At 67.7% G+C, this 24,119-nt stretch carries 24 protein-coding genes and 1 tRNA gene; 6 read left to right on the top strand and 19 right to left on the bottom strand.

Going from position 1 to position 24,119, the window contains the following annotated elements:
• The first annotated feature begins 43 nt into the window (after nt 1-43).
• The 3 genes from CAL11_RS21520 to CAL11_RS21530 all read left to right on the top strand — a co-directional run bounded on the left by CAL11_RS21520 (nt 44) and on the right by CAL11_RS21530 (nt 2,655).
• On the top strand, nt 44-1,216 hold the full coding sequence (locus CAL11_RS21520; protein WP_086094206.1) for a thiolase domain-containing protein: 1,173 nt from the start codon (nt 44-46) through the stop codon (nt 1,214-1,216).
• The gene (locus tag CAL11_RS21525; RefSeq protein WP_086094207.1) at nt 1,213-1,611 is read left to right on the top strand and encodes a Zn-ribbon domain-containing OB-fold protein; all 399 of its coding nucleotides are present in this window, start codon (nt 1,213-1,215) and stop codon (nt 1,609-1,611) included. Before CAL11_RS21520 ends, CAL11_RS21525 begins: the two co-directional genes overlap by 4 nt.
• 81 nt (nt 1,612-1,692) lie before the next feature.
• Nucleotides 1,693-2,655 (top strand): Bug family tripartite tricarboxylate transporter substrate binding protein, encoded by a 963-nt coding sequence (locus CAL11_RS21530; RefSeq protein WP_086094208.1) that lies wholly within the window; start codon nt 1,693-1,695, stop codon nt 2,653-2,655.
• A 24-nt stretch (nt 2,656-2,679) separates the two neighbouring features.
• On the opposite strand, the gene CAL11_RS21535 is transcribed toward CAL11_RS21530, so the two are convergent.
• The 12 genes from CAL11_RS21535 to CAL11_RS21590 all read right to left on the bottom strand — a co-directional run bounded on the left by CAL11_RS21535 (nt 2,680) and on the right by CAL11_RS21590 (nt 16,369).
• Entirely contained in the window at nt 2,680-3,492 is an 813-nt protein-coding gene (locus tag CAL11_RS21535) for an IclR family transcriptional regulator (RefSeq protein WP_086094209.1), read from the bottom strand.
• Nucleotides 3,489-4,475, bottom strand: coding sequence for a tripartite tricarboxylate transporter substrate binding protein (locus CAL11_RS21540; protein ID WP_086094210.1), 987 nt, complete (start codon nt 4,473-4,475; stop codon nt 3,489-3,491). The genes CAL11_RS21535 and CAL11_RS21540 overlap by 4 nt, the downstream gene beginning before the upstream one ends.
• A 49-nt stretch (nt 4,476-4,524) precedes the next feature.
• Nucleotides 4,525-5,295, bottom strand: a complete 771-nt coding sequence (locus CAL11_RS21545; protein WP_086094211.1) for an enoyl-CoA hydratase/isomerase family protein — start codon at nt 5,293-5,295, stop codon at nt 4,525-4,527.
• Nucleotides 5,292-6,470 (bottom strand): CaiB/BaiF CoA transferase family protein, encoded by a 1,179-nt coding sequence (locus tag CAL11_RS21550; protein WP_167382554.1) that lies wholly within the window; start codon nt 6,468-6,470, stop codon nt 5,292-5,294. Before CAL11_RS21550 ends, CAL11_RS21545 begins: the two co-directional genes overlap by 4 nt.
• A 209-nt stretch (nt 6,471-6,679) precedes the next feature.
• Complete coding sequence (locus CAL11_RS21555; RefSeq protein WP_068924787.1) at nt 6,680-7,570, bottom strand: LysR family transcriptional regulator; 891 nt, start codon at nt 7,568-7,570, stop codon at nt 6,680-6,682.
• Nucleotides 7,571-7,610: 40 nt separating this feature from the next.
• Nucleotides 7,611-9,200: a rhodanese-like domain-containing protein gene (locus tag CAL11_RS21560; protein ID WP_086094213.1), complete on the bottom strand. Its 1,590-nt coding sequence runs from the start codon at nt 9,198-9,200 to the stop codon at nt 7,611-7,613.
• A gap of 46 nt (nt 9,201-9,246) precedes the next feature.
• Nucleotides 9,247-10,239, bottom strand: a complete 993-nt coding sequence (locus tag CAL11_RS21565) for a Bug family tripartite tricarboxylate transporter substrate binding protein (protein ID WP_086094214.1) — start codon at nt 10,237-10,239, stop codon at nt 9,247-9,249.
• A gap of 67 nt (nt 10,240-10,306) precedes the next feature.
• Nucleotides 10,307-10,906: a hypothetical protein gene (locus CAL11_RS21570; RefSeq protein WP_086094215.1), complete on the bottom strand. Its 600-nt coding sequence runs from the start codon at nt 10,904-10,906 to the stop codon at nt 10,307-10,309.
• Between the two features lie 494 nt (nt 10,907-11,400).
• The gene (locus CAL11_RS21575; protein WP_167382555.1) at nt 11,401-12,381 is read right to left on the bottom strand and encodes a tripartite tricarboxylate transporter substrate binding protein; all 981 of its coding nucleotides are present in this window, start codon (nt 12,379-12,381) and stop codon (nt 11,401-11,403) included.
• Between the two features lie 75 nt (nt 12,382-12,456).
• Entirely contained in the window at nt 12,457-13,191 is a 735-nt protein-coding gene (locus CAL11_RS21580; protein ID WP_086094216.1) for an enoyl-CoA hydratase/isomerase family protein, read from the bottom strand.
• Nucleotides 13,192-13,237: 46 nt separating this feature from the next.
• Nucleotides 13,238-15,298, bottom strand: a complete 2,061-nt coding sequence (locus tag CAL11_RS21585; RefSeq protein WP_244172869.1) for an acetate--CoA ligase family protein — start codon at nt 15,296-15,298, stop codon at nt 13,238-13,240.
• Nucleotides 15,299-15,367: 69 nt separating this feature from the next.
• The gene (locus CAL11_RS21590; protein WP_244172870.1) at nt 15,368-16,369 is read right to left on the bottom strand and encodes a Bug family tripartite tricarboxylate transporter substrate binding protein; all 1,002 of its coding nucleotides are present in this window, start codon (nt 16,367-16,369) and stop codon (nt 15,368-15,370) included.
• 101 nt (nt 16,370-16,470) lie between these two features.
• On the opposite strand from CAL11_RS21590, the gene CAL11_RS21595 reads away from it, so the two are divergent.
• Complete coding sequence (locus CAL11_RS21595; protein ID WP_086094218.1) at nt 16,471-17,400, top strand: LysR family transcriptional regulator; 930 nt, start codon at nt 16,471-16,473, stop codon at nt 17,398-17,400.
• Nucleotides 17,401-17,546: 146 nt separating this feature from the next.
• Here the strand turns inward: CAL11_RS21595 and CAL11_RS24585 are convergent, their stop codons facing one another.
• Both CAL11_RS24585 and CAL11_RS21605 read right to left on the bottom strand, forming a co-directional pair.
• A complete protein-coding gene (locus CAL11_RS24585) occupies nt 17,547-17,834 on the bottom strand; it encodes a hypothetical protein (RefSeq protein ID WP_244172871.1) in 288 nt (95 codons plus the stop codon).
• Nucleotides 17,834-18,247 (bottom strand): helix-turn-helix domain-containing protein, encoded by a 414-nt coding sequence (locus tag CAL11_RS21605; protein WP_086094219.1) that lies wholly within the window; start codon nt 18,245-18,247, stop codon nt 17,834-17,836. Before CAL11_RS21605 ends, CAL11_RS24585 begins: the two co-directional genes overlap by 1 nt.
• Before the next feature lie 391 nt (nt 18,248-18,638).
• On the opposite strand from CAL11_RS21605, the gene CAL11_RS21610 reads away from it, so the two are divergent.
• Both CAL11_RS21610 and CAL11_RS21615 read left to right on the top strand, forming a co-directional pair.
• Nucleotides 18,639-18,971 (top strand): type II toxin-antitoxin system PrlF family antitoxin, encoded by a 333-nt coding sequence (locus CAL11_RS21610; RefSeq protein WP_086094220.1) that lies wholly within the window; start codon nt 18,639-18,641, stop codon nt 18,969-18,971.
• Entirely contained in the window at nt 18,968-19,438 is a 471-nt protein-coding gene (locus CAL11_RS21615; RefSeq protein ID WP_086094221.1) for a type II toxin-antitoxin system YhaV family toxin, read from the top strand. The genes CAL11_RS21610 and CAL11_RS21615 overlap by 4 nt, the downstream gene beginning before the upstream one ends.
• Before the next feature lie 290 nt (nt 19,439-19,728).
• Here the strand turns inward: CAL11_RS21615 and CAL11_RS21620 are convergent.
• The 5 genes from CAL11_RS21620 to CAL11_RS21640 all read right to left on the bottom strand — a co-directional run bounded on the left by CAL11_RS21620 (nt 19,729) and on the right by CAL11_RS21640 (nt 24,082).
• Nucleotides 19,729-19,802: transfer RNA gene (locus CAL11_RS21620), tRNA-Gly, on the bottom strand.
• A 97-nt stretch (nt 19,803-19,899) separates the two neighbouring features.
• Entirely contained in the window at nt 19,900-20,883 is a 984-nt protein-coding gene (locus tag CAL11_RS21625; protein ID WP_086094222.1) for a Bug family tripartite tricarboxylate transporter substrate binding protein, read from the bottom strand.
• 47 nt (nt 20,884-20,930) lie between these two features.
• A complete protein-coding gene (locus tag CAL11_RS21630) occupies nt 20,931-21,878 on the bottom strand; it encodes a hydroxymethylglutaryl-CoA lyase (protein ID WP_086094223.1) in 948 nt (315 codons plus the stop codon).
• Nucleotides 21,875-23,068 carry a CaiB/BaiF CoA transferase family protein gene (locus tag CAL11_RS21635; RefSeq protein ID WP_033462958.1) on the bottom strand — a complete coding sequence of 398 codons (1,194 nt, stop codon included), beginning with the start codon at nt 23,066-23,068 and terminating at the stop codon, nt 21,875-21,877. Before CAL11_RS21635 ends, CAL11_RS21630 begins: the two co-directional genes overlap by 4 nt.
• 114 nt (nt 23,069-23,182) lie before the next feature.
• A complete protein-coding gene (locus CAL11_RS21640) occupies nt 23,183-24,082 on the bottom strand; it encodes a LysR substrate-binding domain-containing protein (protein ID WP_086094224.1) in 900 nt (299 codons plus the stop codon).
• Between the last annotated feature and the right edge of the window lie 37 nt (nt 24,083-24,119).

A 24,119-nucleotide genomic window follows, 5' to 3' on the forward strand; every position in this document is an offset into this window, starting at 1 on the left:
TCCCGCCCCGCCACCCCGGACCTCATATCGACTGGATAACGACATGGCCTTTCAACATCCCGCCTTCGTGGCAGGCGCCTTCGAACACCCCACCCGCCATGCGCCGGACAAGTCCACGGCGCAACTGCACGCGGAATGCGCGCGCGGCGCCCTGGCCGACGCCGGCCTGTCCCTGGACGACGTGGACGGCTACTTCTGCGCCGCGGACGCGCCGGGCGGCATGCCCGCGCTGATGGCCGACTACCTCAACCTGCGCAAGCTGCGCCATGTGGACGGCACCGAATCGGGCGGTTGCTCGTATATCGCGCACGTCGGCCATGCGGCCGACGCCATCGCGCGCGGCAAATGCTCGGTGGCCCTCATCACGCTGGCGGGCAAGCCGCGCAGCAGCGGCCAGGCCACCGGCACCGAGATCCGCCAGATCCCGCCCGAGCGGCCGGCCGCCGCCTTCGAACAGCCTTACGCCTGGACGGTGGCCGGCATGTACGGCCTGCTGGCGCGCCGCCATATGCACGAATACGGCACGACCATGGAACAACTGGCGTGGGTCAAGGTGGCCGCGTCGCACCACGCCCAGCACAACCCCCACGCCCTGCTGCGCAAGCGGTACACGACCGAGGACGTGCTGGGCTCGCCACTGGTGGCGGACCCGCTGCGCCGGATGGACTGCTGCGTCATCACCGACGGCGGCGGCGCGCTGGTCCTGGTCGCGCCGCACATCGCCGCCTCGCTGGCGCGCCCCCGGATCGGCGTGCGCGGCTACGCGGAGACCATCCGCACCAACGAAGCCGGCCGCCTGGACCTGCTGCAGACCGGCGCCGCCGTCACCGGCGCGCGCGCCTTCGAGATGGCCGGCCTCGCGCCCGCCGACGTGAAATACGCCTCGGTGTACGACAACTTCACCATCATGGTGGCCCTGCAGCTGGAAGACCTGGGCTTTTGCCCCAAGGGACGGGGCGGCCGGTTCGTGGCCGACGGCAACCTGATCTCCGGCGTCGGGCGCCTGCCCTGGAACACCGACGGCGGCGGCATGTGCAACAACCATCCGCAGAACCGCGGCGGCATCACCAAGGTCATCGAGGCGGTGCGCCAGTTGCGCGGCGAAGCGCACCCCGCCGTCCAGGTGCCCTCGTGCGACATCGCGCTGGCGACGGGGCCCGGCCTGGTAATGGGCGCCGGCCACGCCCACGCAACCGTGCTGCTGGAGCGCATATGACATCGACCGACCTCTCCCACGACCCCTACGTCGCGGCCTTCCCGGAACTTGCGCCCTTCTGGCAGGCCGCGGCCGGCGGCGCCCTGCTGCTGCCGTACTGCCAGGACTGCGGCCGGACGCATTGGCACCCGCGCGCATTCTGCCCCGAGTGCGGGTCCGACCGGTTGCGCTGGCAGCCCGCCGCCGGCACGGCCACGCTGCACACCTTCTCGGCCATCCATCGGGGGCAGGCGCCCGTCTACGTGCTGGCCTATGTCCAGCTCGACGAAGGGCCGCTGGCCATGACCAACATCGTGGGGGCCGACGCCGCGGACCTCTACATCGGCATGCGATTGCGCGTGGCATTCCGGCAAACCCCCGAAGGGCGCCATGCGCCGGTGTTCGAACCCATGTGAATTCCGCGCCATCGCCGGATATCCAGCAAGACGCGCCCCGGCCATGACCGGCAAGCGCGGACCATAATGACAGGAGACATCATGCACCGACGCTCGTTTCTGACCGCGACCTTGTTAAGCCTGCTGGCCACCCGCGCCTGGGCGCAGAAAACGGCCTACCCCGGCCAACGCCCCGTGCGGCTGGTCGTACCGGCCGCCGCCGGCGGCGCCACCGACCTCGTCGCCCGGCTGATCGCGCAGCACCTGGGCCCGTCATGGCCCGAACCCATGGTGGTGGAGAACCGGCCGGGCGGCGGCGGCGTGATCGGCACCCAGGCCGTGGCGCGCGCGCCCGCCGACGGCTACACCCTGCTGATGGGCGCCATCAACCACACCATCAACGCCAGCCTGGTCAAGAGCCTGCCTTATGACACGCTCGGCGATTTCACGTTCATCGCCGGCGTGGTCTCGATCCCCAACGTCCTGGTCGTCAACCCCAAGGTGCCGGTCAACAGCGTGAAAGAGTTCATCCGCTACTCGCAGACCCACGACCTGACATTCGCCTCGTCGGGCAACGGAACCTCGCAGCACCTGTCGGCCGAGAAATTCCGCATGGACACCGGGGCCAAGTACCAGCACGTGCCCTACAAGGGCTCGGCCCCCGCCGTCACGGACCTGCTGGGCGGCCACGTGGACCTGATGTTCGACAACCTGCCGTCGGCGGCGCCCAACATCCGCACCGGCAAGCTGCGCGCCCTCGGCGTGACCAGCGCCCAGCGCAACCCGGCGTTTCCCGACATCCCCGCGATCGCCGAGACCGTGCCCGGCTTCGACGTGCGTTCGTGGTTCGGCCTGATGGGGCCTGCCGGCCTGCCCCGCGACGTGGTCGAAAAGCTGCACACCGAAATGGTGCACGTGTTCGCCCAGAAAGACGTCCTGCAATGGCTGGAGAAAATGGGCGCGCAGGCCGAGGTCTCCGACCCGGCGGCCTTCGACGCGTACGTCCGCCAGGAGATCAAGCGCTGGGCGGAAGTGGTCGAAGCCTCGGGCGCGACCGTGCAGTAGGCGTTTCGGGCAGGGCCGGGCCCCTCACTCCATTTGCGCCAGGAGCGCAAGCTCCGCGTGGATGGCCGTGGCAATCTCGCGCTGCCGGGCCTTCGACATGCGTTCGGCCACGGAGCTGACGCTCATGGCGAGAACGGGCACGCCCTGCCTGCGCTTCATGGCGCAGCCGACGCCCAGCGCCTGCTTGGCCACGTAGTTCTGCATCACGGCATAACCGCTCTCGACCGCGCAGGCCCTCAGGCGCAGCAGGACCTCGGGCGCCAGCCCGTCGAAGGCGCGGATCCTGTCGGCATTGCGCATGACCAGCGACTCGGCCGCCGGCGTCGGCATCGCCGCCAGGATGGCCATCCCGGCCGAGCCCACCCCGAGGGGATAGCGGTTGCCCGGGTACGATCCGACCACCTGGATCGGATACGACCCGAACTCGCGGTGAATCGACACCGAGTCGCCGCCGTCGCGCCAGACCAGATAGACGGTGTCGCCGAAGCGCTGCGCCAGGCGCCGCATCGCCGGTATCGCTTGCAGGATCAGCGAGCGCGGCGCGCGCGGATCGAGGCCGGCGTCAAGAAAGCTGGCGTCGGCGCCGCGCTCGCGCGCCAGGAACCGGCGCCCGTCGTCCCGCCTGGCCACCCAGCCGAACTGCTCGAGCGCGTCGAGCAGGCGGTGGACGGTCGGCCGCCGCAAGCCGGTGCGCCGGGCTATCTCGGCCACCGGCACCCCCGGGGACGCGGCGCCCTCCAGGAACTCCACGATGGCCAGCCCGCGCCGCAAGGCCTGCGGCCCTTTGTCCTGCTCCTCGTCCGATATGTCGATGTCGCGCGCCCTCAAGGCCTTCACTTCACTTTCAGCCCCAGCCGGTGGATCAGGCCGGTCCACAACGCCGCCTGCGCGTCCATGTACGCGCCGAAGGAGGCCGGATCCGAGCCGATGAATTCGAAATAATTGTAGTCGCCGCCAAAGCTGCCGCCCTTGACGATCTCGCTGGCCGCCTGGCTGATCCTGGCCACGATCTCCGGCGGCGTGCCCTTGGGCGCCATCAGGCCGAACCACTCCTCGGCCACCAGGTCCACGCCCTGCTCGCGAAACGTCGGCACCTCGGGAAACGACAGGCTGCGGCGCTCGCTCGATATGGCCACCGCGTTCAGCCGCTTGGCCCGGTACTGCTCGAGCCCCTGCGCCGCCGTCCCCCACAGCAGGTCCACGTTTCCGCCCATGACGTCCGTCATGGCCGGCGAGCCGCTGTTGTACGGAATGTGGCGGATTGCCGTCTTGACCTTCTCGTTGAACAACTCTCCCGTCAAGCCGGCCGTCGACGCCGCGCCCGGCGACGCATAGGTGATGTCCGCGCCCGGCTTGCGGGCCTGCTCGATCAGTTCGCCCAGCGTGTGCGCCGGGAAGGCCGGATTGGTATAGATCAGCAGCGGAATCTTGCCCAGCAGCGACACCGGCACCAGGTCGCGCTTTACATCATAGGGAAGGTTCGGGTACAGCGCCGGCTGGGTCGACACCGTGCTGACCGCCAGCAGCAGCGTATAGCCATCGGACCTGGCGCGCACCACTTCCTGCATGCCCACGATCGTTCCGGCGCCGGGGCGGTTGACGACCACGAACGGCTGCCCCAGCTTCTCGGCCAGCTTGGCGCTGAACAGCCTGGCGATCTGGTCGGTGGATCCGCCAGGCGAGAAGGGAACCACGATCGTCACCGACTTGCGAGGCCAGGACGATGGCCGATCCGCGGCCGTCGCGGCCGGCACGCCCAACCCGAACGCCACACCGGCCATCGCCAGCCGCCCCAGCCACTTCGCGAAATTGGTATTCATCTTCTGTCTCCTGGTCGTTCTTCTTGTCCAGCCGGCGGCGCCGTCGCCGCTAGGCGCGCGCCTCGTTGAACCGGCCGCGGGCGCGCGCCGCCTCGGGCGAGGCGCCGCACACCATGGCCTGGTCCACATCCATATAGGCGCCCAGATGATTCAGCGCATTCGCATGGGCGTTGATGCTCTGCTTGCTCATCCGCACCACATGCGCCGGACACTGCGACGCGCGGCGGGCGAGCTCGATGGCGCGCGCCTCGGCGCCGCCGCCCGGCACCACCCAATCGACCAGGCCCAGCTCCCTGGCCTGCGCGCTGGGCATCTTCTCGCCCAGCAGCACGATCTGCTTGGCCATGGAGGCGCCCACCATGTTCACCAGCCGGGGAATCGCGTTCCAGCTCAGGTTGATCCCGATCTGGGCCTCGGGCACGAACAAATACGCGTCGTCGGCCATCACGCGCCAGTCGCAGCACAGCGTCAGCGCCACGCCGCCGCCCACATTCATGCCCTCGATGGCCGCGATGGTGAGCTGCGGCAGCTCCTCCCACGACCGGCACATGCGCGTGCCGAGGGTGAGGATCTGGCGCTGCTCGCTGAGGCTCTTGCCGGCCAGGTCGAAGCGCTCCGGGTCGGTCAGGTCCACCCCGGCGCTGAACGCCGCGCGGCTGCCGCCGAGCACCACGCACGTAATGTCGTGGCGATCCTTCAGCGCCTCGGCCGTCGCGGTGAGGTCCCGGATGATCTGCATCGACATCGCATTCTTCTTCTCGCCCCGGTCGTAGGTCACCACCGCCACCGAGTCCTCGTACCTGATACTGATATGGTTCATGCTCGCTCCTTGGAAACCTTCACCACGCCCTCGTCCACCAGTCTTGCGATCTGCCCGGGCGGCAACCCCAGCTCGCCCAGCAGCGCGTCCGTATGCTCTCCGATGCCGGGCGGACGAGCCCGCACCGACGGCGGCGTGCGCCGCATCCGGATGGGCGAGCGCACCCCCTCGTACTCCCCCACCCGCACCAGGCCTTCGCGCTGCCGCACATGCTCGAGTTCCAGCGCCTCCTGCACCGAATGCACCGGCGCGCACGGCACGCCGTTGTTCAGCAAGCCCTGGAACAGCTCGGAACCATCCACGTCCTTCAGGCGCTCGGTCAGGATCTCGCGCAAGGCCACGCGGTTGGCGACCCGCAGCCGGTTGGACGAAAAGCGGTCGTCGTCGGCGAGCCGCGGGCAACCGAGCGACTCGCACAGGTAGCGGAACTGGCCGTCATTGCCCACGGCCAGGTAGACATCCGTCGTGCGGGTCGGAAACAAGTCATAGGGATAAATGTTCGGATGCAGGTTGCCGCTGCGCTCGGCCTTCCCGCCGGCCAGCACATTGGCCGCATGCGGATGCAGGATCGCCAGCGCCGTGTCGAACAGGCTGACCTCCACCAGCTGCCCCTTGCCGGATTTCGACCGTTCGAACAGCGCCATCGATATCGCGATCGCCGCATTCAGGCCCGTGCTGACATCGATGATGGGCACGCCCATCTTGGTCGGGTCCGCCTCGGCGGGCCCGTTGATCGTCATGAAACCGGTCAGCGCCTGGACCGCCGCGTCATAACCCGGCATGCCGCCGAGCTGGCCATCGTCGCCGAAACCGGAAATGCGGCAATGGACCAGCCGCGGATTGCGCGCGCTGAGCTGGCCGAAGTCCGTGATGCCCCACTTGCGCCACGTGCCCAGCTTGAAGTTCTCGATCAGCACATCGGCGCCAAGCACCATGTCCAGCAACAGGTCCCGGCCCTGCGGCCGGGACAGGTCGACGGCGATGCTGCGCTTGTTTCGGTTCAGGCCCAGGAAATAGGCCGCGTCCTCGCCGACGAACGGCGGGCCGTACCCGCGCGTGTCATCGCCGTTGAAGGATTCGACCTTGATGACATTGGCGCCGTGGTCCCCCAGGATCTGGCCGGCCAAAGGGCCCGCCAGCACGCGAGATATGTCCAGTACGACCAGCCCGTCCAAGGCAGGGCCGCCAGCAATAGTTGTTGTCACCCTTCTGTCTCCGATGCTTGGCAACGCACCCATCGATGCGCAGCCATCGTAGGATCGGAGACGCGTGAAACAGAAGCTGGGTGTTCACGATATGAACACCCTGTGTGGGCACCGGTTTCTCGTGCCCGGACGCCCGCCACCGGCGCGGCCGGGGACGCCTGGGCGGGGCGGTGCGGCGTTCATGCTGTCTCCCTATCATGTTGGAATGCCCGGCAATGCTCCAGGAGCCTGGATGCCAGGATGGAAAGCGGCTGGGAGTTCGAATACAACGCTCCAACCTCGACGATGACTTCCGGATGGAACGGCCGGAGCACGACCGGCGCGTCGCGCACCGCCCCCAACGTAAAGGCATCGACGACAAACGCCCCGGCCCCGGCCTCCACCAGCGCCATGGCCGCGAGCATCGTGCCCGCCTCGATACGCGTGTGGGGCCTCGCCCCATGTGCTTCGAGAATGCGGGTAATGCGATCGTTGAAACGCATGCGCGGCACGCTGATGAAATCCACGCCGTGCAAGTCCATGGGCCGTATCGTCTCCAGCGCGGCCAGGGGATGCCCGGTCGGCAACAGGCAGACCACCGGCGTGCGCGCGATCGGCAGCGATTCGATATTGGGATGATCCACCGGCAGCGTCGCGAAGCCGATCTCCGCGCTGCCGCGCGACACCGCATACACCACGTCGTAGTGGCGCTGCACGTCGAACATCACCGAAATCCCGGGATGTTTGCGCATGAACTCCGTCACCAGCCTGGGCAGCGCTCCCTGCTGCAGCGAACTCATCACGCATACCTTCAGCGTGCCGCTGCCGATCTGCGCGATCCGTTGCGCCGCGAACTGGATCTCCTTGAGCCCGATGTACGAGCGCATGGCCTCCGCGTGCAGCGCCTTGGCCTCCGCCGTCGGGGCCATCAGGCCCTGGCGGCGATCGAACAGCGTAAAGCCCACCTCGCGCTCCAGGCGGGAGATCAACCGGCTTACCGCCGACTGCGTCACATACATGGTTTCCGCCGCCCGGGTCACGGTGCCCAGATCAACCACCGCCAGAAACGCCTCGATCTGCCTCAGATTCATATCGACTTCCTCCCAGGGTGGAGAAAGCTCTACCAGAGGCTCATCCCTTGTACAAGTCGAAGTGAATGGCGGGATGACGCTGCACCGCGTCAAGCAAGCCCACCTCCCAATCCAGGTAGGCCCGCATCGACGACTCGCGATCCCTGGCCTCGAACGGTTTGACGAATGCGTCGTCGGGCTCGTGCAAGGGCCGCCCGTCGCCCTCTTCGACCGGCCAGCCCTCCTCGCGCCAGCGCGCCATGCCGCCCTCGAGCGCATATACCGGCCTTGCGGCCGTGGCCGCCACGTCGGCGCAGGCCAGTCCGGCGAGCAACGCGTCCGGCGACACCAGCAGCAGCGGCCGATCCGCCGGCAGCCGGCCCAGCGCCTCGGCCAGGCGCGCCCGCGTCACCCAATATGCCCCCGGCACGTGGCCGGCCTGGTAATCGCGATAGGCGCCCACGTCCACCACCGCGTATTGCGCCAGCCGCCCGGCCGCCTCGGCCGGCGCCAGCCGGCGCACCGCCGCGTCGTCCAGTCCCGCGACCCGCGCGGCCTGCGGACCCGGCGCCAGTTGCGCCGCGGACACCGCATCCGCCCGCAACGTCACCACATCCTCATGTCCCATCTGGCGCAACCACGATCCGGTCATGACATCGCGCACCCCATGATGGTCATACAGGACGATGCGCGCATTGCGCACCGCCACATAGGAATCCGTCGCCTGCACCAGCTGCCCGCCCGGCGCATGCACGGCGCCGGGCACATGCCCGCGCTCGTACTCTTGCTGCGTGCGCACGTCGAACAGGTACACCGTTCGCTCGCCGCCCGCGCGCAGACGCTGCAATTCGGCCGCGCCGATCTCGCCGATCCCGAAGCGGCGCCGTACCGCCGCCGCGCGCTGCTGCGCCAACGCCAGTGTCGCCGCGCCAGGCTCCGGCGCCTGGCGCGTGGACTGCGTTTCGACCTTGTGGCCGGCCAGCGCCCAGCCCATCGTGCCGTTGCGCAACGCGTACACCGGATTCGGCACCCCCGCATTGATCAGCGACTGCGCCCCGATGATGCTGCGCGTGCGGCCCGCGCAATTGACCACCAGGGTGGTCTGCGCGTCCGGCGCCAGTTCCGCGTAGCGCAATACCAGTTCCGCGCCCGGCGTGCTTACCGAACCCGGAATCGTCGCCCGGCGGTGCTCGGCCGGCGTACGGCTGTCCATGATCACCAGCGGACGGCCCGACGCCACCATCTCCCGCAACTCGTCGGCCGAAATCGACGGCGTCCCGCAACCATGCTCCACATACTCGCCAAACGCCTTGCTGGCCGTGTTGAACCCCGTAAACAACGGCAAGCCCAACGCGGCCCAGGCGGGCGAGCCGCCCTCCAGCCGCACGGCGCCCGGATACCCCAGCTCGCACAGCCGGCGCCGCGCGCGCTCATCCAGCGCGTCGCCCGCGCCCGCCACCACGATCGGCACGTCGCGGCGCGGAAACAAACGCTCCACCCGCAACTCCAGTTGCGACAACGGCAGGTTGACCGCATGGAACAAATGCGGCGACACCGAATGCGCCCCCTCTTCGCGCGGATCCACCACCGCGCACTCCGCCCCGCTTTCCAGGCGCTGCCTCAACCATTGCGCGCTCACGACCTCGGACATTTCTCCCCCCAATGCATGCCGCCCACCCATCCGGCCCGGCCCACCGTCAATCGATCGAAGCGCCCGCCTGCTTCACCAGATCGGCCCAGAACGCCACCTGCTCGCGCACGAACGGATCGAACTTCCCCTCCGAGCGCGGATTCGCGGGCTGGTAGCCCGCCTGCTCCAGCTTTTCGCGCACCTCCGGCTTTCCCAGCACCTGGACCGACGCCTGCTCCAGGGCCAGCCTCGCCTGGCCGGGCGTACCCGAAGGGACCACCAGCCCGAACCACACTTCGGTACGCTCGAAGCCCGGCAAGCCCTGATCCGCCAGCGACACCGCCTGCGGCAGGCTGGACGGCGGCGTGAGCGAGGTACAGCCCAACACCCGCAGCCGGCCGGCCCGGATCTGCGCCAGCGCCGACGGCAAGGACGCCAGCGAGAAATCGACCTCCCCCGACGCCACCGCCATCACCGATTCGGCCGGACCGCGATACGGCACATGCTCGGTCGGCAGCTTCGTCGTACTGCTGAACAGCACACCGGCCAGATGTTGCGTCGTCCCATTGCCGGGGGAACTGAACATCAGCGACTTGCCGTCGCGCGGCTTCAGATCCGCCAGCGTCTTCACCGGGCCGCCGGCGGGCACCACCAGCACGTTTGCCGTCGAAGCGAACTTCACGACCGACTCGAAGTCCCGCAAGGGGTCGTACGGCAGGTTCTTGTACAGCGCGCGATTGATCGCCATCGTCGCCGTCGACCCCAGGCCCAGCGTGTAGCCGTCCGCCTTCGATTGCGCGACGGCCGCCATCCCGATGCTGCCGCCCGCCCCCGGCTTGTTGTCCACGACGATGTTCTGCCCCAGCTGGCTGCCCAGCTCCGGCGCCAGGATCCGCACCAGAATGTCATTGGCCGATCCCGGCGTATAAGCCACCACGTACGTCAACGCCTTGGAGGGGAAACGCCCCTGGGCCCGCAAGACCGCCGGAAGACCGCCACAGCCCAGCGCGATCACGGACTTGCCACAAAGACTCAACATTTCACGTCGCTTCATCGCCATTCCCCCTGTCGGACTATGGTCGGGACCGCGGCACGCCACGCTCCCCCGGTTGGACGCCACCTTCCCTTCAGGACGGCTTCACATTGGGATTGGGCGGAAAAATCTCGCGCTTGCCGGTACCGGGATCGAACTGCTCGCGGTCCACCTGGTCTTCCAGCGGACGCTCGTAGAAGCGCAACTGCCAGACCGGCTCATCGCCCACGCCCTGCACGTGGATACTGTGGATGTCGTCACCCATCAATGCCACGCCCACACCCGGGCCGACCATGATGGCATCGCGCTGGCGGAAGCTGCCGTTGTCGTCCGCCTCGTAAAGCCGGTTTTCCTCGGCGCCCACCAGGCCCACCAGCACCGCCCAGTTCTTGTGATTGTGCGGCGGGCTCGACTTGCCGGGCAGCGCCAGCGACAGATACATCGCCCGCCCCGTGCCGTCCTCTTCGTTCAAGCGATAGGCAACGAAATCCTTGAAGGTTCCGCGCTTGGCAGGCTTGAATTCCGTGGTAAGGAAAACATCCCGCTCACGGGCCAGGGCCAGCAATTCACTCTTGATCGCCTCCAGCGCCTCGCGGGTCTGGCCCTGCTGCTTTTCGATGGCGCGCACCCGCGTCATCGTTGCCTCGACCAGTTCGCGGCGGCGCGCCACCAATTCGGGAGTGGGTTCACGCATAAATGCCTCCAATACACGCAGTGAAAAATAAAACCACGGAAAAAGCGTGCGGCCAGATTGCGGCAAGGCAATTATTCTGTCAATTTCCGATTTGCGTGCCGGATATTCCATGAAGTCATAATGCAGTAAATGCATTATGGGTCCGCCTGGAGGCGCGAAACCGCCGGCAGCATGCAAAGGGGCCTGGCTGTGCACGCCCCGGAGATCGAGCGCCGGCGCGGCATGCGTGACAGGCCAGGCGGGACGGCGTGCGTCGCCGGTGCGTAGCCTCCGCTGCCGGCGGAAATATCGATCTGCTTTTATTTATTATTGATTATTGAATTATCTTATTCAAAAACAACGCCCTGAATATTAATATGTAATATCCAAATTCATTATTGCCGGGATAATCCGGAAACACGCGATCCCGATTGCCTCCGGCGCAGCGGATCGCGGCCGGGCCGCGCGCCAGGGAGGGCTGGCCATCGCCCTCCTGCACGGGCGCCCCGGCCGGATCAGCGCACCTTGGCCCCGGACACCTGCACCGCCAGCGCCCAGTTCTTCACTTCCTGGCGCAGCTTGGCCTGCGCCTTGTCGAGCGTCCCGCCGGTCTTGATCATCCCCTGCGCCTCGTAGGCGCCCGCGACGACCGGATCGGCCAGCGCGGCATTGATCGCCGAATTCAGCTTCTCGAGCACCTCCCTGGGCGTGCCCGAGCGCGCGGCAACCACGAACCATGACGTCACGCTCAGGTTCGGATACCCGCTTTCCTGCAGCGTGGGCACCGCGGGCAGCAGGGGCGAGCGCTGCGTGGACGTTTGCGCAAGCAGCTTCAGCCTGCCCTCCCTGGCCAGCGGCAGCATCAACAGCGGCGTATCGAACATGAACGTCGTGCGATTGGCGACCAGGTCCATCACCGCCGGCATGCTGCCCTGATACGGAATGTGCGTCGCCTCCCCTTGCACCTCGTGCAGCAGCAATTCGCTGACCAGGTGCGGCGAACTGCCCGGCCCCGCGGAGCCATATGAATTGTCCTTGCCGGTTTTCAGCCGGCCCACCAGCTCGCCCAGGGTATTGATGGACGTGCCGGAACCGGTCGCCACGACCAGGGGCGTCTCGGCGATATCGGACACGACCGTGAAATCCTTCAACGTGTCATAGGGCAGCTTTTCGAACAGCGACGGATTGATCGCGAACGGCGTGGCGGTAAACAGCAGCGTGTACCCGTCAGCGGCGCTATTGGCCACGAACTGCGTGCCGACCACCGTGCCCGCCCCGCCCTTGTTCAACACGATCATGTTCACGCCCAGCCGCGCGCCCATACTTTTGGCCAGCACCCGGGCCAGGCTGTCGGCCGTGCCGCCCGGCGGGTAGGGGACGACGAGCGTGATCGGCTGCGCCGGAAACCCGGCGGCCGCACCCGCGGCGCCGACGCCCGACAGACAGCCCAGCATCGCCAGGGCAACCGACCAACGGACCAACGAAGAACGAATCATGATTTGTCTCCTGTGCACATCCTGATCGAAATGGGCAGGCTCGTCTGCGCGCGCCGTCCCGCGAACCGCCGCCGCCTAGCGGCCCTTGAATACCGGAGCGCGCCTGTCGCGCAGCGCCTGGAGACCCTCCTCGGCATCCTGGCTCCGGGCGATCGCCTCGAGCATGCGCTTTTGCGGATAGAAGGTTTCCATGGGGTTGGCCGGCAAGGTCTTGAGCGCCAGGTGCTTCATGGCCTGCACAACCAGCGGCGCGTTGCCGGCAATCTTCCGGGCCATCTCCAGCGCCACCTCGACCTGCTCGCCCACCTTGCACACCTTGTTCACGAAACCCAGTTCGTATGCGCGCTGCGCGGACATGGGGTCGCCGGTCGTGATCCACTCCAACCCGGCCGCGTAAGGCAGCTTTCTGGGAAAGCCCCCCATGATTCCCTGGAAGATGCCCAGCTTCGCCTCCGGATAGACGAACTTCGCCGACTCGCTGGCGACGATCATGTCCACGTAGAGCGCCAGGGTGCAGCCTCCTCCCACGGCATGGCCGCTGACCGCGGCGATGATGGGCTTGTCGGTGGGCACCGCGAAGTTGGGCAGCGCGCGCCATACCTCGCCCGGCAACTCCTTGAGATCCGCCCCGGTGCAGAACGCATCGTCGCCCGCGCCCGTGATCACCGCGACCAGCTCATCCCCGTCGGAGAATCGCTCCCAGGCCCGGGCCAGTTCCCGGACCACCGCCGGGTTCATCGAATTGCCCCGCTGCGGCCTGTCGATCGTGATCAGCGCAATCCCGTCGAGCGACTGGTAAGTGACTTCCATGTTCTCCTCCTGTCGAACTTGAATAAAGCGTCGGGCGCGGTCCGTCTCAACCCGACAGAGCGCGCCCGTCCACCGCGACGCATCCCGCCCCGTCGGCAAGAACCAGCAACGGGTTGATGTCCAGCTCCTGCAGGCTGTCGCGCAGGTCGTGGCCGAGCCAGCTCAGGCGGACCATCGCGTCCGCCACCGCCGCCACGTCCAGCGGCGGCCCCCCGCGCACGCCGCCGAACAGCGGCGCCAGCTTGAGCCGCTCCAGCAGCCGCCCGGCGCTCTCCCTGGAGATCGGACACGGCGCGAACAGCACGTCGCGCAGGACCTCGGCAAGCGTGCCGCCGGCGCCGACGGCCAGGGTCACGCCGAACTGCGCGTCCTGCTTCAGGCCAAGCAGCAACTCCAGCTCGCCGCGCACGAACTCCTGCACCAGGAAGCCATCGACCCGCGCATCGGGCCGCTTGCGCCGCACCTGCGCCGCCATCTCCACGACCGCCGCCCGCACCGCGGGGCCGTCCGCCAGGCCCAGCTTGACGCCGCCCACCTCCGTCTTGTGGCTGATGTCGTCGCTGATCACCTTGACCACGTACGGCGCGCGCAGCGCCTGGGCCGCGGCCGCGGCCTCATCGGGCGTCGAGGCGACCCGCCCTTCGTTGACGCGAATGCCGTAGCGCCCCAGCAGCCGCTTGACCCCGGCCTCGTCCAGGCGGCCGGCGCCGCCCGGCTGCGGGACGGGCAGCCCCTGCGGCCGGACCGCACTGCTGGCCGCCGGCCGCCGCGCCCACGCATGCCAGGCGTCGATGGCGCGCATCGCCGCGTCCAGCGAATCGGTGCACAGCACGCCCGCCGCGGCCAGATGCTCGCGCGCCCCCTCGGCATAGCCGCCGGGCATGACGACCGCCAGCAGCGGCTGGGCCACCGCCCTGGCCGCATCGCCTATCATTCTCCCGACCTCGGTAAGCACCGGCGCGTTGGTCACGACGGACAGCACGAGGTCCACCTGTTCGTCCTGCAGCGCGGCCCGGTGGATCGTCTCGACGTAGCCCATCGCGGCGCCGTCGTTGGCCGCGCCGATGTCCACCGGATTGCGCACCGGGCCATCGAAAAGCGGCGCAAGCGCCGCCGTGGCGCTATCGGAGAACCGGGCCAGGGGAACATCGATATCGCTGAGCCGGTCCGCGGCGATCGTGCAGCCGCCGCCGGACGGCGACAGGACCGCCACCGAGCGGACCCGCATGTCCGGATACTTGTTCCAGCCGGACGCCGCGACCAGCATGCCCTCGACGTCGTCGACCTGCACAATGCCGAACTGGCGGCACACGCCATCGAGGATCGCCTGGTTCGACGCAAGACTCGCCGTATGCGAGAACGCCGAGGCGGCGCCGGCCTCGGTCCTGCCCGACTTCATCAGCAGCCACGGCTTGTTCGCCGCCTGGGCGCGTGCGGCCGCGCGCAGGAACAGATCCGCACGCCTGATGCCTTCGACATAGGTGCAGATCACGTGCGTGCCCGGATCGTCGATCATGAAATCGACGAAATCGCAGAAATCCAGGTCCGCCTGGTTGCCCACGGAAATGCAATGGGAAAAGCCGACGTCCTGGCTGATGCCGCGATCGATCATCGTCCCCATGACCGCCCCGCTCTGGCTTATCAGGCCGATGTGCCCCTTCACCGGGGCGCGGTCCACCAGGGACACCGTGGTCGCCAACGAAAACCCGTTGGCGGGGCTGACGACGCCCACGCAATTCGGCCCGATGAGGCGCACCGCCTTCTCGCGCGCGACGGCAAGCAGCTGCTGCTCCAGCCGGGCCCCTTCATCGCCCGACTCCGAGAACCCCGACGCGACGACGATCACCCCCTTGGCGCCGATATCGCCGCAGTCGGACACGGCCTGGACGACCAGGTCCCGGGGAATCGCCAGGATCACCAGGTCCGGCGCGTGCGGCAGATCCATGATGCAACGGTAGGCCTGGTGCCCCAGGATCTCCGCGCGCACCGGATTGACCGGCAGAATCCGGCCCTGGTACCCCTGGTTGTTCAACAAATGCAGGATGCGGCCGCCGAACTTGCGGCGGTCCTCGGACGCCCCGACCACCGCCACGGAAGCGGGGTTCATCAACTCGAAAACCGATGCGGACCCACCTGCCTTCCCTTCAATCGACGCCATGACTGCACCGCCCCCTCATCATTGCTGCTTTAGATTCTGCTCGCGCGCCAGCGCCTGGAAACGCGCCGCCTCGGCCTGCATCGCCGCATCGATCCGCCGCGGCGCCGCCGGCTCGGCCGCCGCCGCGCCGGCCTTGCGCAACCTGGCCCGGACCTCGGGATCCGCCAGCGCCGCGGCGACCTCGCGATTGATGCGCGCCACGATCGCCTCGGGCGTGCGCGCCGGGACGTGGATCGCGAACCAAGGCACCACCGGCTCGACGTTGAACCCCGCCTCGGCAACCGTCGGAATATCCGCGGCGCCCGGGTAGCGGCGCGTGTCCATCACGGCCAGGCCCTTGAGCTTGCCCGCGCCGATCTGCGCCGCCGCCAGGCTCGCGCTCACCATCATGAACTGCACCCGCCCGCCGATGAGGTCCTGCAGGGCCGGCGGCGCGCCCCGGTACGCCACCTGCGTGGCGCTGAAACCCGCGTCGCGCATGAACGCCTCGGTCCCCAGGTGCGCCGAACTGCCCGCGCCCGGCGTCGCATACGAAATGCCGCCCGGCGCCTGCCTGGCATAGGCGACCAGCTCACGCAGATTCGACACCGGCAGCTGCGGCGGCACCACCAGGATGTTCGGCGCCGTCGCCAGCATCGCCGCCGCGCGGAAATCCTTGAGCGGATCGAAAGGCAGGCTGCTGAAAAGCGCCGGCGCCGCCGTGAACACCGGCCCCGACGAGGCCAGCCAGGTATATCCATCCGGCTCGCTCTTGGCCACGAAATCCGTGCCTATGCCTCCCGCCGCGCCCGCCTTCACCTCGACGATGATCGGCTGCCCCAGCGCCGGCGCGACCTTGTCGCACACGATGCGGATCACCGTATCGTTGATCCCCCCGGCGGGAAACGGCGTCACCACCCGGATCGGCCGCGCCGGCCAATCCCCCTGCGCATCCGCGCCAGCCCCGGCGCAAAGCATCAGAACGGCCAGCGCGGCAACAAACGCCCGCCGTGCCGGAAACACTCGCTTCGCATGCAGCATTGCAGCTCCTGAGCAGTGCATCGATTGCGCAAATCTTAGGAGGCATCAGCGATTTGCTGAAGTAATATCTTCTTATCGTGTGAAAACCCCTTGTTATCGCAATGGACCTCCTCGACCCCGACCTCAACCGGCTCGCCTCGCGCCTGCGCTTTCGCCATTTCCAGCTGCTGCTTACGCTGGCGCGCGAAGGCAGCCTCAGGGCCGCCGCGCAGGAAATGCACGTCACCCAGCCCGCCTTGAGCCGCATGCTGGAAGAAATCGAGGGCGTGCTGGGCGTGCAGCTGTTCGTGCGCACCTCGCGCGGCCTGTCGCCGACCGGACACGGCATCGCTGCCACGCGCAGCGCGCGGCAGATCCTCGAAGAGCTGGGACGCGTCCCGCAGGAAATCAATCTCGGACCGCAAGTCGCGGCGCTGATCCGCGTCGGCGCGCCGCACTTCGTCGCGCACAGCGTCATGCCCATGGTGATCAGCCGCCTGGCCGCCTTGCGGCCGCGCGTGCACGTCCAGCTGATCGAGCGCCCCGTGCCCGAACTGTTCGCCGCGCTCCAGGAAGGCGACGCCGACGCGCTCGTCACCACCTACGCGCCGCAGCACATCGAAGCCGTCAAGATGCCGCTGCACCAGGAAAAACTCTACGAATCGAACTACCAGCTCGTCGCGCCCCCCGAACATCGGTTCGCCAGATCGCGCCGCCCCGTGCCGCTGGCGAAACTGGTGAACGAAGACTGGATCCTGCCCGCCCAGGACTCGATGCTGCGCAAGGAGATAGACTGGGTCTTCCGCCGCGCCGGGCTGCTGCCCCCGGTGCCCGTGGTCGAGGCCAACAACCCCACCACCAGCATCCAGCTGGTCGTGGCCGGCATAGGGCTGGGCTTCGCGCACGGCGAAACGCTGCAGAACGTCCCCCCCGGCACGGTCGCCCCCATCCGCATCTCGCCCTCGCCGGCCAGCGCGCAGGTCGCGCTGATCTATCGCGCCAAGCGGGTCAACGAGAAAGTCCAGGCGTTACGGGCGGCGCTGGGGTTGTAGGGGGATTTCAAAGGCGGCGGAACGCGCTGCGGCCACGTCGCAAGCAATGGCTGGACCATCGCTGTCCGCACCCGCTCTTTCACGCACGACTGCAGCGACGATTTACGGCAATTCGTGCCAGTTTGATGGGCCTGGATAGTACGGCCCTACGCAAATGCGGGCTCGAAATCCACCAGATCAGTGCCTTGCATGCCGAGCCCTCTGGCCACGACACGCCAGCGGTCCACTGCCTGAGCGACCTCCGCCCGGTGCTGTACGCTGAGGACGGGCAGCAAATCAGGCGACAGCGTGAAGAACCTCGCATCGCGCAACCAGCGCTCGTCGTAGCTGAACGCACTGCGCTTGCCGCTGCCCAGATACAAGCGCCCGACAACCTGGCCGGCGGATCCCAGATGCACTTCCAGGTCCTGACGCCTCGAGGACTTGGTCGCCATCAGAAGCCCTCCAGTTCATCGGCGTCATCGGACGTACCTTCTTTGGCGACAGCGGAACGACCCACTCGCGGTTTGCTGCCGCGAACCGTGCGCACGCGTTGCGGCAGTTGCTCCCGCACCAGTTCCATCCCCAGCACATCATTCTCGGTGGCCATCACGCGCAGCACATCGTCAAGACGGCCAAGCACATGCAAGGCACGCAGGAAAGTATGCAAGGCCGTGCCGGGATGGCCGTCTTCCATACGCCTGACTGTACTGAGCGAAGTGCCGACACGCTGCGCCAGGTCTTCCTGGCTCAAGCGACGCACACGGCGCGCGGTGGAGATGTCCTGTCCAAGGCGTTGCAACGCACGCTCCACAGGCCGAGGCATCGCGACCCGCGGGCTGGAATTTCTCTGTTCGGAAGTCGGCATGCGGGCACCTGCTCAAATATGGGTGAAAACCGCCGATAGGCACTCATATTTGAGCACACCGGCACAGCACAATCAATGCGCCAAATTTTGCATAAACCATCAAATATGAGTTATATATAAAATTAAACATTCATATTTGGACTTATATAGAACCATACTCTCGAGATGCTTTCCTCGATCAGGACGCACTCAGAGAAAACCGCTGCAGCAGCAGCCTTCTGTCTTGGAGTCGAGCCAACCAAGCGTGAGTGAGTGCGGCCATCTGACGGATTTGGAACGCACCAAGGAGCCTGGGGCGCGACACACGAGATTGCGCATGGGCGCATGATCTCTGCCCAGACATGGTAATGCAATTGCATTACCATGCTTTATCTGCCCTTGGGAGATCAGCATGCCCGCGACCCTGGATGTCGAATCCACCCTCACCGAACGCTACCAGACCACTGTTCCCGAAACGGTAAGGCGAGCCCTCGGCCTGAAGAAACGCGACAAGATTCACTACAGCATCCGCGCCAACGGCGAAGTGGTGCTCTCGCGTGCCAAAGAAGCTGGTGAGGAAGACCCCGTGCTTGGGGCATTCCTGGCTTTCCTCGCCCACGACATCGCGTCGCATCCGGAACGCCTCGTCCCCTTGTCGGACGACTTGCTTGCCTATATGAAAAAGGCCGCACTCGAGGCTGGAGATATCGACTTCGATGCGCCGCTGTCCGCGGATGACGAATGACGGCTGAATCGAATGGCCCCGTTACGGTCAACGGCTGGACCATCTACCTGCATCCGCTCTTTCGTGCGCAACTGGAAAGTCTTCAGCAGCAGGTTGGAGCATTGAAGCGCAAAGATCCGGACGGATACCATCGACGCAATGCCACGAAGCGCTTGGCCGCTATCGCGAAATTGGCGTTCGAGGTCATCCCTCAAGATCCGACTCGGGCGGAATATCGGCAAGGTGGAACGCTGGGAGACCAGCACAAGCATTGGTTCCTGGCCAAATTCTTCCAGCAGTACCGATTGTTCTTTCGATACCATGCGGCCAGCAAGATCATCGTGGTGGCGTGGGTCAATGATGAAGACACGAAGCGCGCTTATGAAAGCGACGACGATGCTTATCGTGTATTCAGGAAGATGCTGGATAGAGGGAATCCGCCGGATGACTGGAATGCGCTCGTGCTTGCGGCCAGACTCAGACGATGACCAGCCTGAACCGAGAATGCTTGCTGTCGCCCCAGCCCCCCTCAATCTTGCGCAAAGTTATAGCAATCATCAAAAAATTCAGGCTTGGGTGAACCATGCCTGTTCATACCCGCCCAGTCGCTACACCTGCGGAGCAAGCCTGCTACCCCCACGGAAAATCGCATTGAAATTCAGCCCGCGCGTCTGGGAGACCTGGGCCAATTTTGGGGCAACGCCACCGATAATCGAGCCCCAGCGTCCGCATGCCTCTGCATGAGCGGCGCGGTAGCCACTTGATATTTGGTGGGAGTTGGAGCGGGTGATGGGAATCGAACCCACGCTTGAGGCTTGGGAAGCCGCCGTTCTACCATTGAACTACACCCGCTCTGGATGCCGCCGGCCCGCAAGGGGCCGGGGAAGCTGCGCATTATAGCGCCCAGCGGCGCCGCGCGCACGCGCGGCGGGCGGGCGGTCACGCAGCCTCAGTTGGCGCTGATATTGGCGGCCTTGACGACCTTGCCCCAGCGGTCCAGTTCTTCCTGGGTGTAGGCGCCCAGTTGCTTGGGATCCATGTAACGCGCCTCGGCGCCCTGCTCGGCGGCTTTCTGGCGAAAGGCGTCGGTGGCCATGATTTTCCGGATTTCGCCCGACAGTTTCTCGACGATGGTGGGCGGGGTGCCGGCCGGGGCGTACATGGCGAACCACGACGAGACGATGAGGTCGGGGTAGCCGGCTTCGGCGGCGGTGGGCACGTCGGGCAGGCTGGGCAGGCGCTTGTCGCCCGTGACGGCCAGGGCGCGCAGCTTGCCGGCGGCGATGTGGCCCAGCAGCGGCGGCGGGGTGGTGATGGTGAGGTCGACGGCGCCGCCGAGCAGGTCGTTCAAGGCCGGGCCGGTTCCCTTGTAGGGGATGTGGGCGATCTGGATGCCGGCCATCTGGTTGAGCAGTTCGGTGGCCACCTGCTGCAGCGAGCCGTTGCCGGAGGAGGCGTAGTTCAGCTTGCCGGGGTTGGCCTTGGCGTAGTCGACCAGGTCCTTGAGGGTCTTGATGGGCAGGTCGGGCCGCACGACGACGACTTGCGGGGCCGACAGGACGTTGGCGACGGGCGCGAAGTCCTTGATGGGATCCCAGCCAAGGTTGGTGGAGACGTGCGGGGTGATGGCCTGGAAACCCGAGTACTGCAGCAGCAGGGTGTAGCCGTCGGGCTGGGCGCGCGCGACCATCTGGCCGGCGATGCCGCCGGAGGCGCCCGGCTTGTTGTCGACGACGACGGTCTGGCCCAGGGCCTGGCCCAGGGGCTGGGCGATCAGGCGCGCGGCGATGTCGGTGGTGCCGCCCGGCGCGGCCGAAACGATCAGCGAGATGGGCCGCTGGGGATAGTCGCTGGCGTGCGCGGCGGTGGCGCCCACGGCCAGGGTGGCGGCCAGGGCGGCGCCGCGCAGCAGGCGTAGCTTGGCAATGTGCATGGTTGGTCTCCTGTTTGTTATGGGTACTGTGGTGACGATGGCCGCCGTCAGGCGGCCGGGAAACGCTCGGCCAGCCAGGCCGGCGGCTGGTGGGTGGCCAGGCGTGGGCCGGCCGCCAGCAAGGGGTTGGCCAGGGCGCGCTGCACCAGGCCGGGCAGGCCGCGCACGATGTCGAGCAGGGGCGCCAGCGCGACGCCGGTGGCCACGCCCATGCAATCGAACATGTGCACGATTTCCTCGGTGTTGACGTTGCCGCTGGCGCCGGGCGCGTAGGGGCAGCCGCCCAGGCCGCCGGCGGCGGCGTCAAAGCGCGTGACGCCGGTCTGCCAGGCGGCCACGGCGTTGGCCAGCGCCATGCCGCGCGTGTTGTGCAGGTGGACGGTCAGCGCGGTGCGGGGCAAGGCGCGCTGGAAGGTCTCGCACAGCCGCGCGACCTGGGTGGGATAGGCCATGCCGGTGGTGTCGCACAGGGTGATGCCCTGGGCGCCGGCGTCGGCCAGCTGGCGCGCCAGCCGCATCACGTCGTCGGCCGGCACATCGCCGTCGAAGGGACAGCCGAAGGCGGTCGACAGCGATACGTTGCACGGCACGCCGGCCTCGCCGGCGCGGCGCAGGATGGCGGCCAGCTCGTCGAAGGACTGCTCGCGCGTCATGCGCAGGTTGGCGCGGTTGTGGGTTTCGCTGCACGACATGACAAGGTTCATCTCGTCGGTGCCGGCCTGCAGCGCGCGTTCCAGGCCGCGGATGTTGGGGATGAGCGCGGTGTAGACGACGCCGGGCCTGCGCGCGATGCGGCGCATGACGTCCTGGGCGTCGGCCAGGGCGGGAATGGCCTTGGGCGAGGTGAAGCTGGTGACTTCGATGCGCGCGAAGCCGCAGGCCGACAAAGCGTCGACAAAGGCGACCTTGTCGTCGGTGGCCACCAGGGTGCGCTCGATCTGCAGGCCGTCGCGCGGGCCGACTTCGTTGATCTCGATGCGTTGCGGGCCGTTCATGCGATCACCCCACGGGCGCGCAGGCCGGCGCGCGCCGCATCGTCGAGCCCAGCCTCTTCCAGCACGGCGTCGGTATGCTCGCCCAGCAGCGGGGCGCGTTCGCGGATGGCGCCCGGGTTGTCCGACAGGCAGGGAAAGACCGCCGGCATGTCGACCTCGATGCCGCTGGCCGCGCGCAGCCGGGCGATGGCGCCGCGGGCCTGGTAGTGCGGGTCTTGCGCGATGTCGGCCACGCTGTAGATGCGCCCGGCCGGCACGCCGGCCGCGCGCATGGCCTCGAGCACGCTGCCGATGTCGCGCTGGGCGGTCCAGGCGCCGATGGCCGCGTCCAGCTCGTGGGCGCGGCGCGCGCGGCCGTCGTTGTGCGCGAGTTCCGGGTCGTCGCCCAGGTCGCTGCGTTCGATGCGCTGCATGAGGCGCTGGAAGATGGCGTCGCCATTGCCGGCGATGAGCACGTAGCCGTCGCGGCACGGGTAGGCGTTGGACGGGGCGATGCCCGGCAGCGCGGCGCCGGCCGGCTCGCGCACGGCGCCGAATACGGAGTACTCGGGCAGCAGGCTCTCGCTCAGGTTGAAGATGCTCTCGTAGAGGGCGGCGTCGATGACCTGCCCTTGCCCGCCGCGCGCATCGCGCTGGTACAGGGCCAGCAGCACGCCCATGGCGCCGTGCAGGCCGGCAACGGTGTCGCCCAGCGACAGGCCGGCGCGCACGGGCGCGCGGCCGGGCTCGCCGTTGAGGTAGCGCAGCCCCGCCATGGCTTCGCCGATGGCGGCGAAGCCGGGCTCCTGCGCCTTGGGGCCGGTCTGGCCGTAGCCCGAGATGCGCAGCATGATGAGCCGCGGGTTGAGGGCATGCAGCGTCTCCCACGACAGGCCCCATTTCTCCATGGTGCCGGGGCGGAAGTTCTCGATCAGCACATCGGCCTGGGCGGCCAGCTGGCGCACCAGGTCCTGGCCCTCGGGCTGGCGCAGATCCACGCACACGGATTGCTTGTTGCGCGACTGCGCCTCCCACCAGACCGAGGTGCCCTCATGCAGCAGGCGCCACTTGCGCAGCGGGTCGCCCTGCCCCGGCGGTTCGATCTTGATGACCTGCGCGCCGAAGTCGGCCAGCGTCTTGGCGGCAAAGGGCCCCGCGATCAGTTGCCCGAGCTCCAGCACCCGTATGCCGGCCAGTATCTGCCCCGCCATGTCGTCTCCGTATTCGTGGCTTATATGGAGCAGCAGTGTGCGGGCAATTGCCGCGCGGCAGGTATGAGCAAATGGGCAAGGGGGCTTTCGTGGATGGAGAAGGCCGGCGGCGCCTCAGGCCGCCCCTTCGGCCAGGCTGCGCACCAGCAGCCGCGCGGCCACCGGCAGGCTGTCGAGGTCGCGCACGCCCAGCAGCAGCCAGCGCTGGGCCCAGTCGTCGGACAGCGGGATCAGCCGCACCTGCATCGAGCGCGCGTGCGGCTCGGCGGCGATGCGCGGCAGGATGCCGACGCCGCCGGTGGCCACCACCATGCGGCAGATCGCGTCGAAGCTGCGCACCTGGATGCGCAGCCGGATGCTCTTGTCGAGCTGCGCGCTCTCGTCGGCCAGGCGGGTGGCCAGCGAAGTGGCCGGCGGCAGCCCGACGTAGTCGCAGTCCAGCGTGTCGGCAAACGCCACCTGGGCACGGGCGGCCAGCGGGTGGCGCGGCGGCGTGATCAGCACCAGCTCGTCGAGCCGGTACGGCACGGTGGTCAGCCCGGCCGCGGGCGTGCGGTCGGCGAAGATGCCGACGTCGGCGCGGTTCTCGGCCACGGCGGTGACGATGTCGCTGCTGTTCTGCTCTTCGAGGTGGATGCGCACGGCCGGATGGCGCTGCATGAAGCCGGCCAGGTCTTCGGGCAGAAACTGGGTGATCGACGAAGTGTTGGCGGCGATGCGCACCTGGCCGCGCACGCCTTGCGCGAAATCGGACAGCACGCCGGCCATGTGCTCGACCTCCTGCAGCACCCGCAGGGCGTGCGCCAGGCAGGCCTGGCCGGCGTCGGTCAGTTCGACGCCGGCCGCGGTGCGGTAAAGAAGCGGCGTGCCCAGGGCGCTCTCCAGGTCGGAAATGCGCTTGCTGGCCGCGCCCACCGCCAGGTGCGACTGGCGCGCGCCGGCCGAAATGCTGCCCTGGCGCGCCACCGCGACAAACAGCGCCAGCGTGACCAGATCGAAGCGGGCTGGATTCATGGATGGGGTGCCGTGACAGATACGCAGTGATGAACTA

It is taken from the genome of Bordetella genomosp. 6 (assembly GCF_002119705.1).
GTDB lineage: Bacteria > Pseudomonadota > Gammaproteobacteria > Burkholderiales > Burkholderiaceae_B > Bordetella > Bordetella bronchiseptica_F.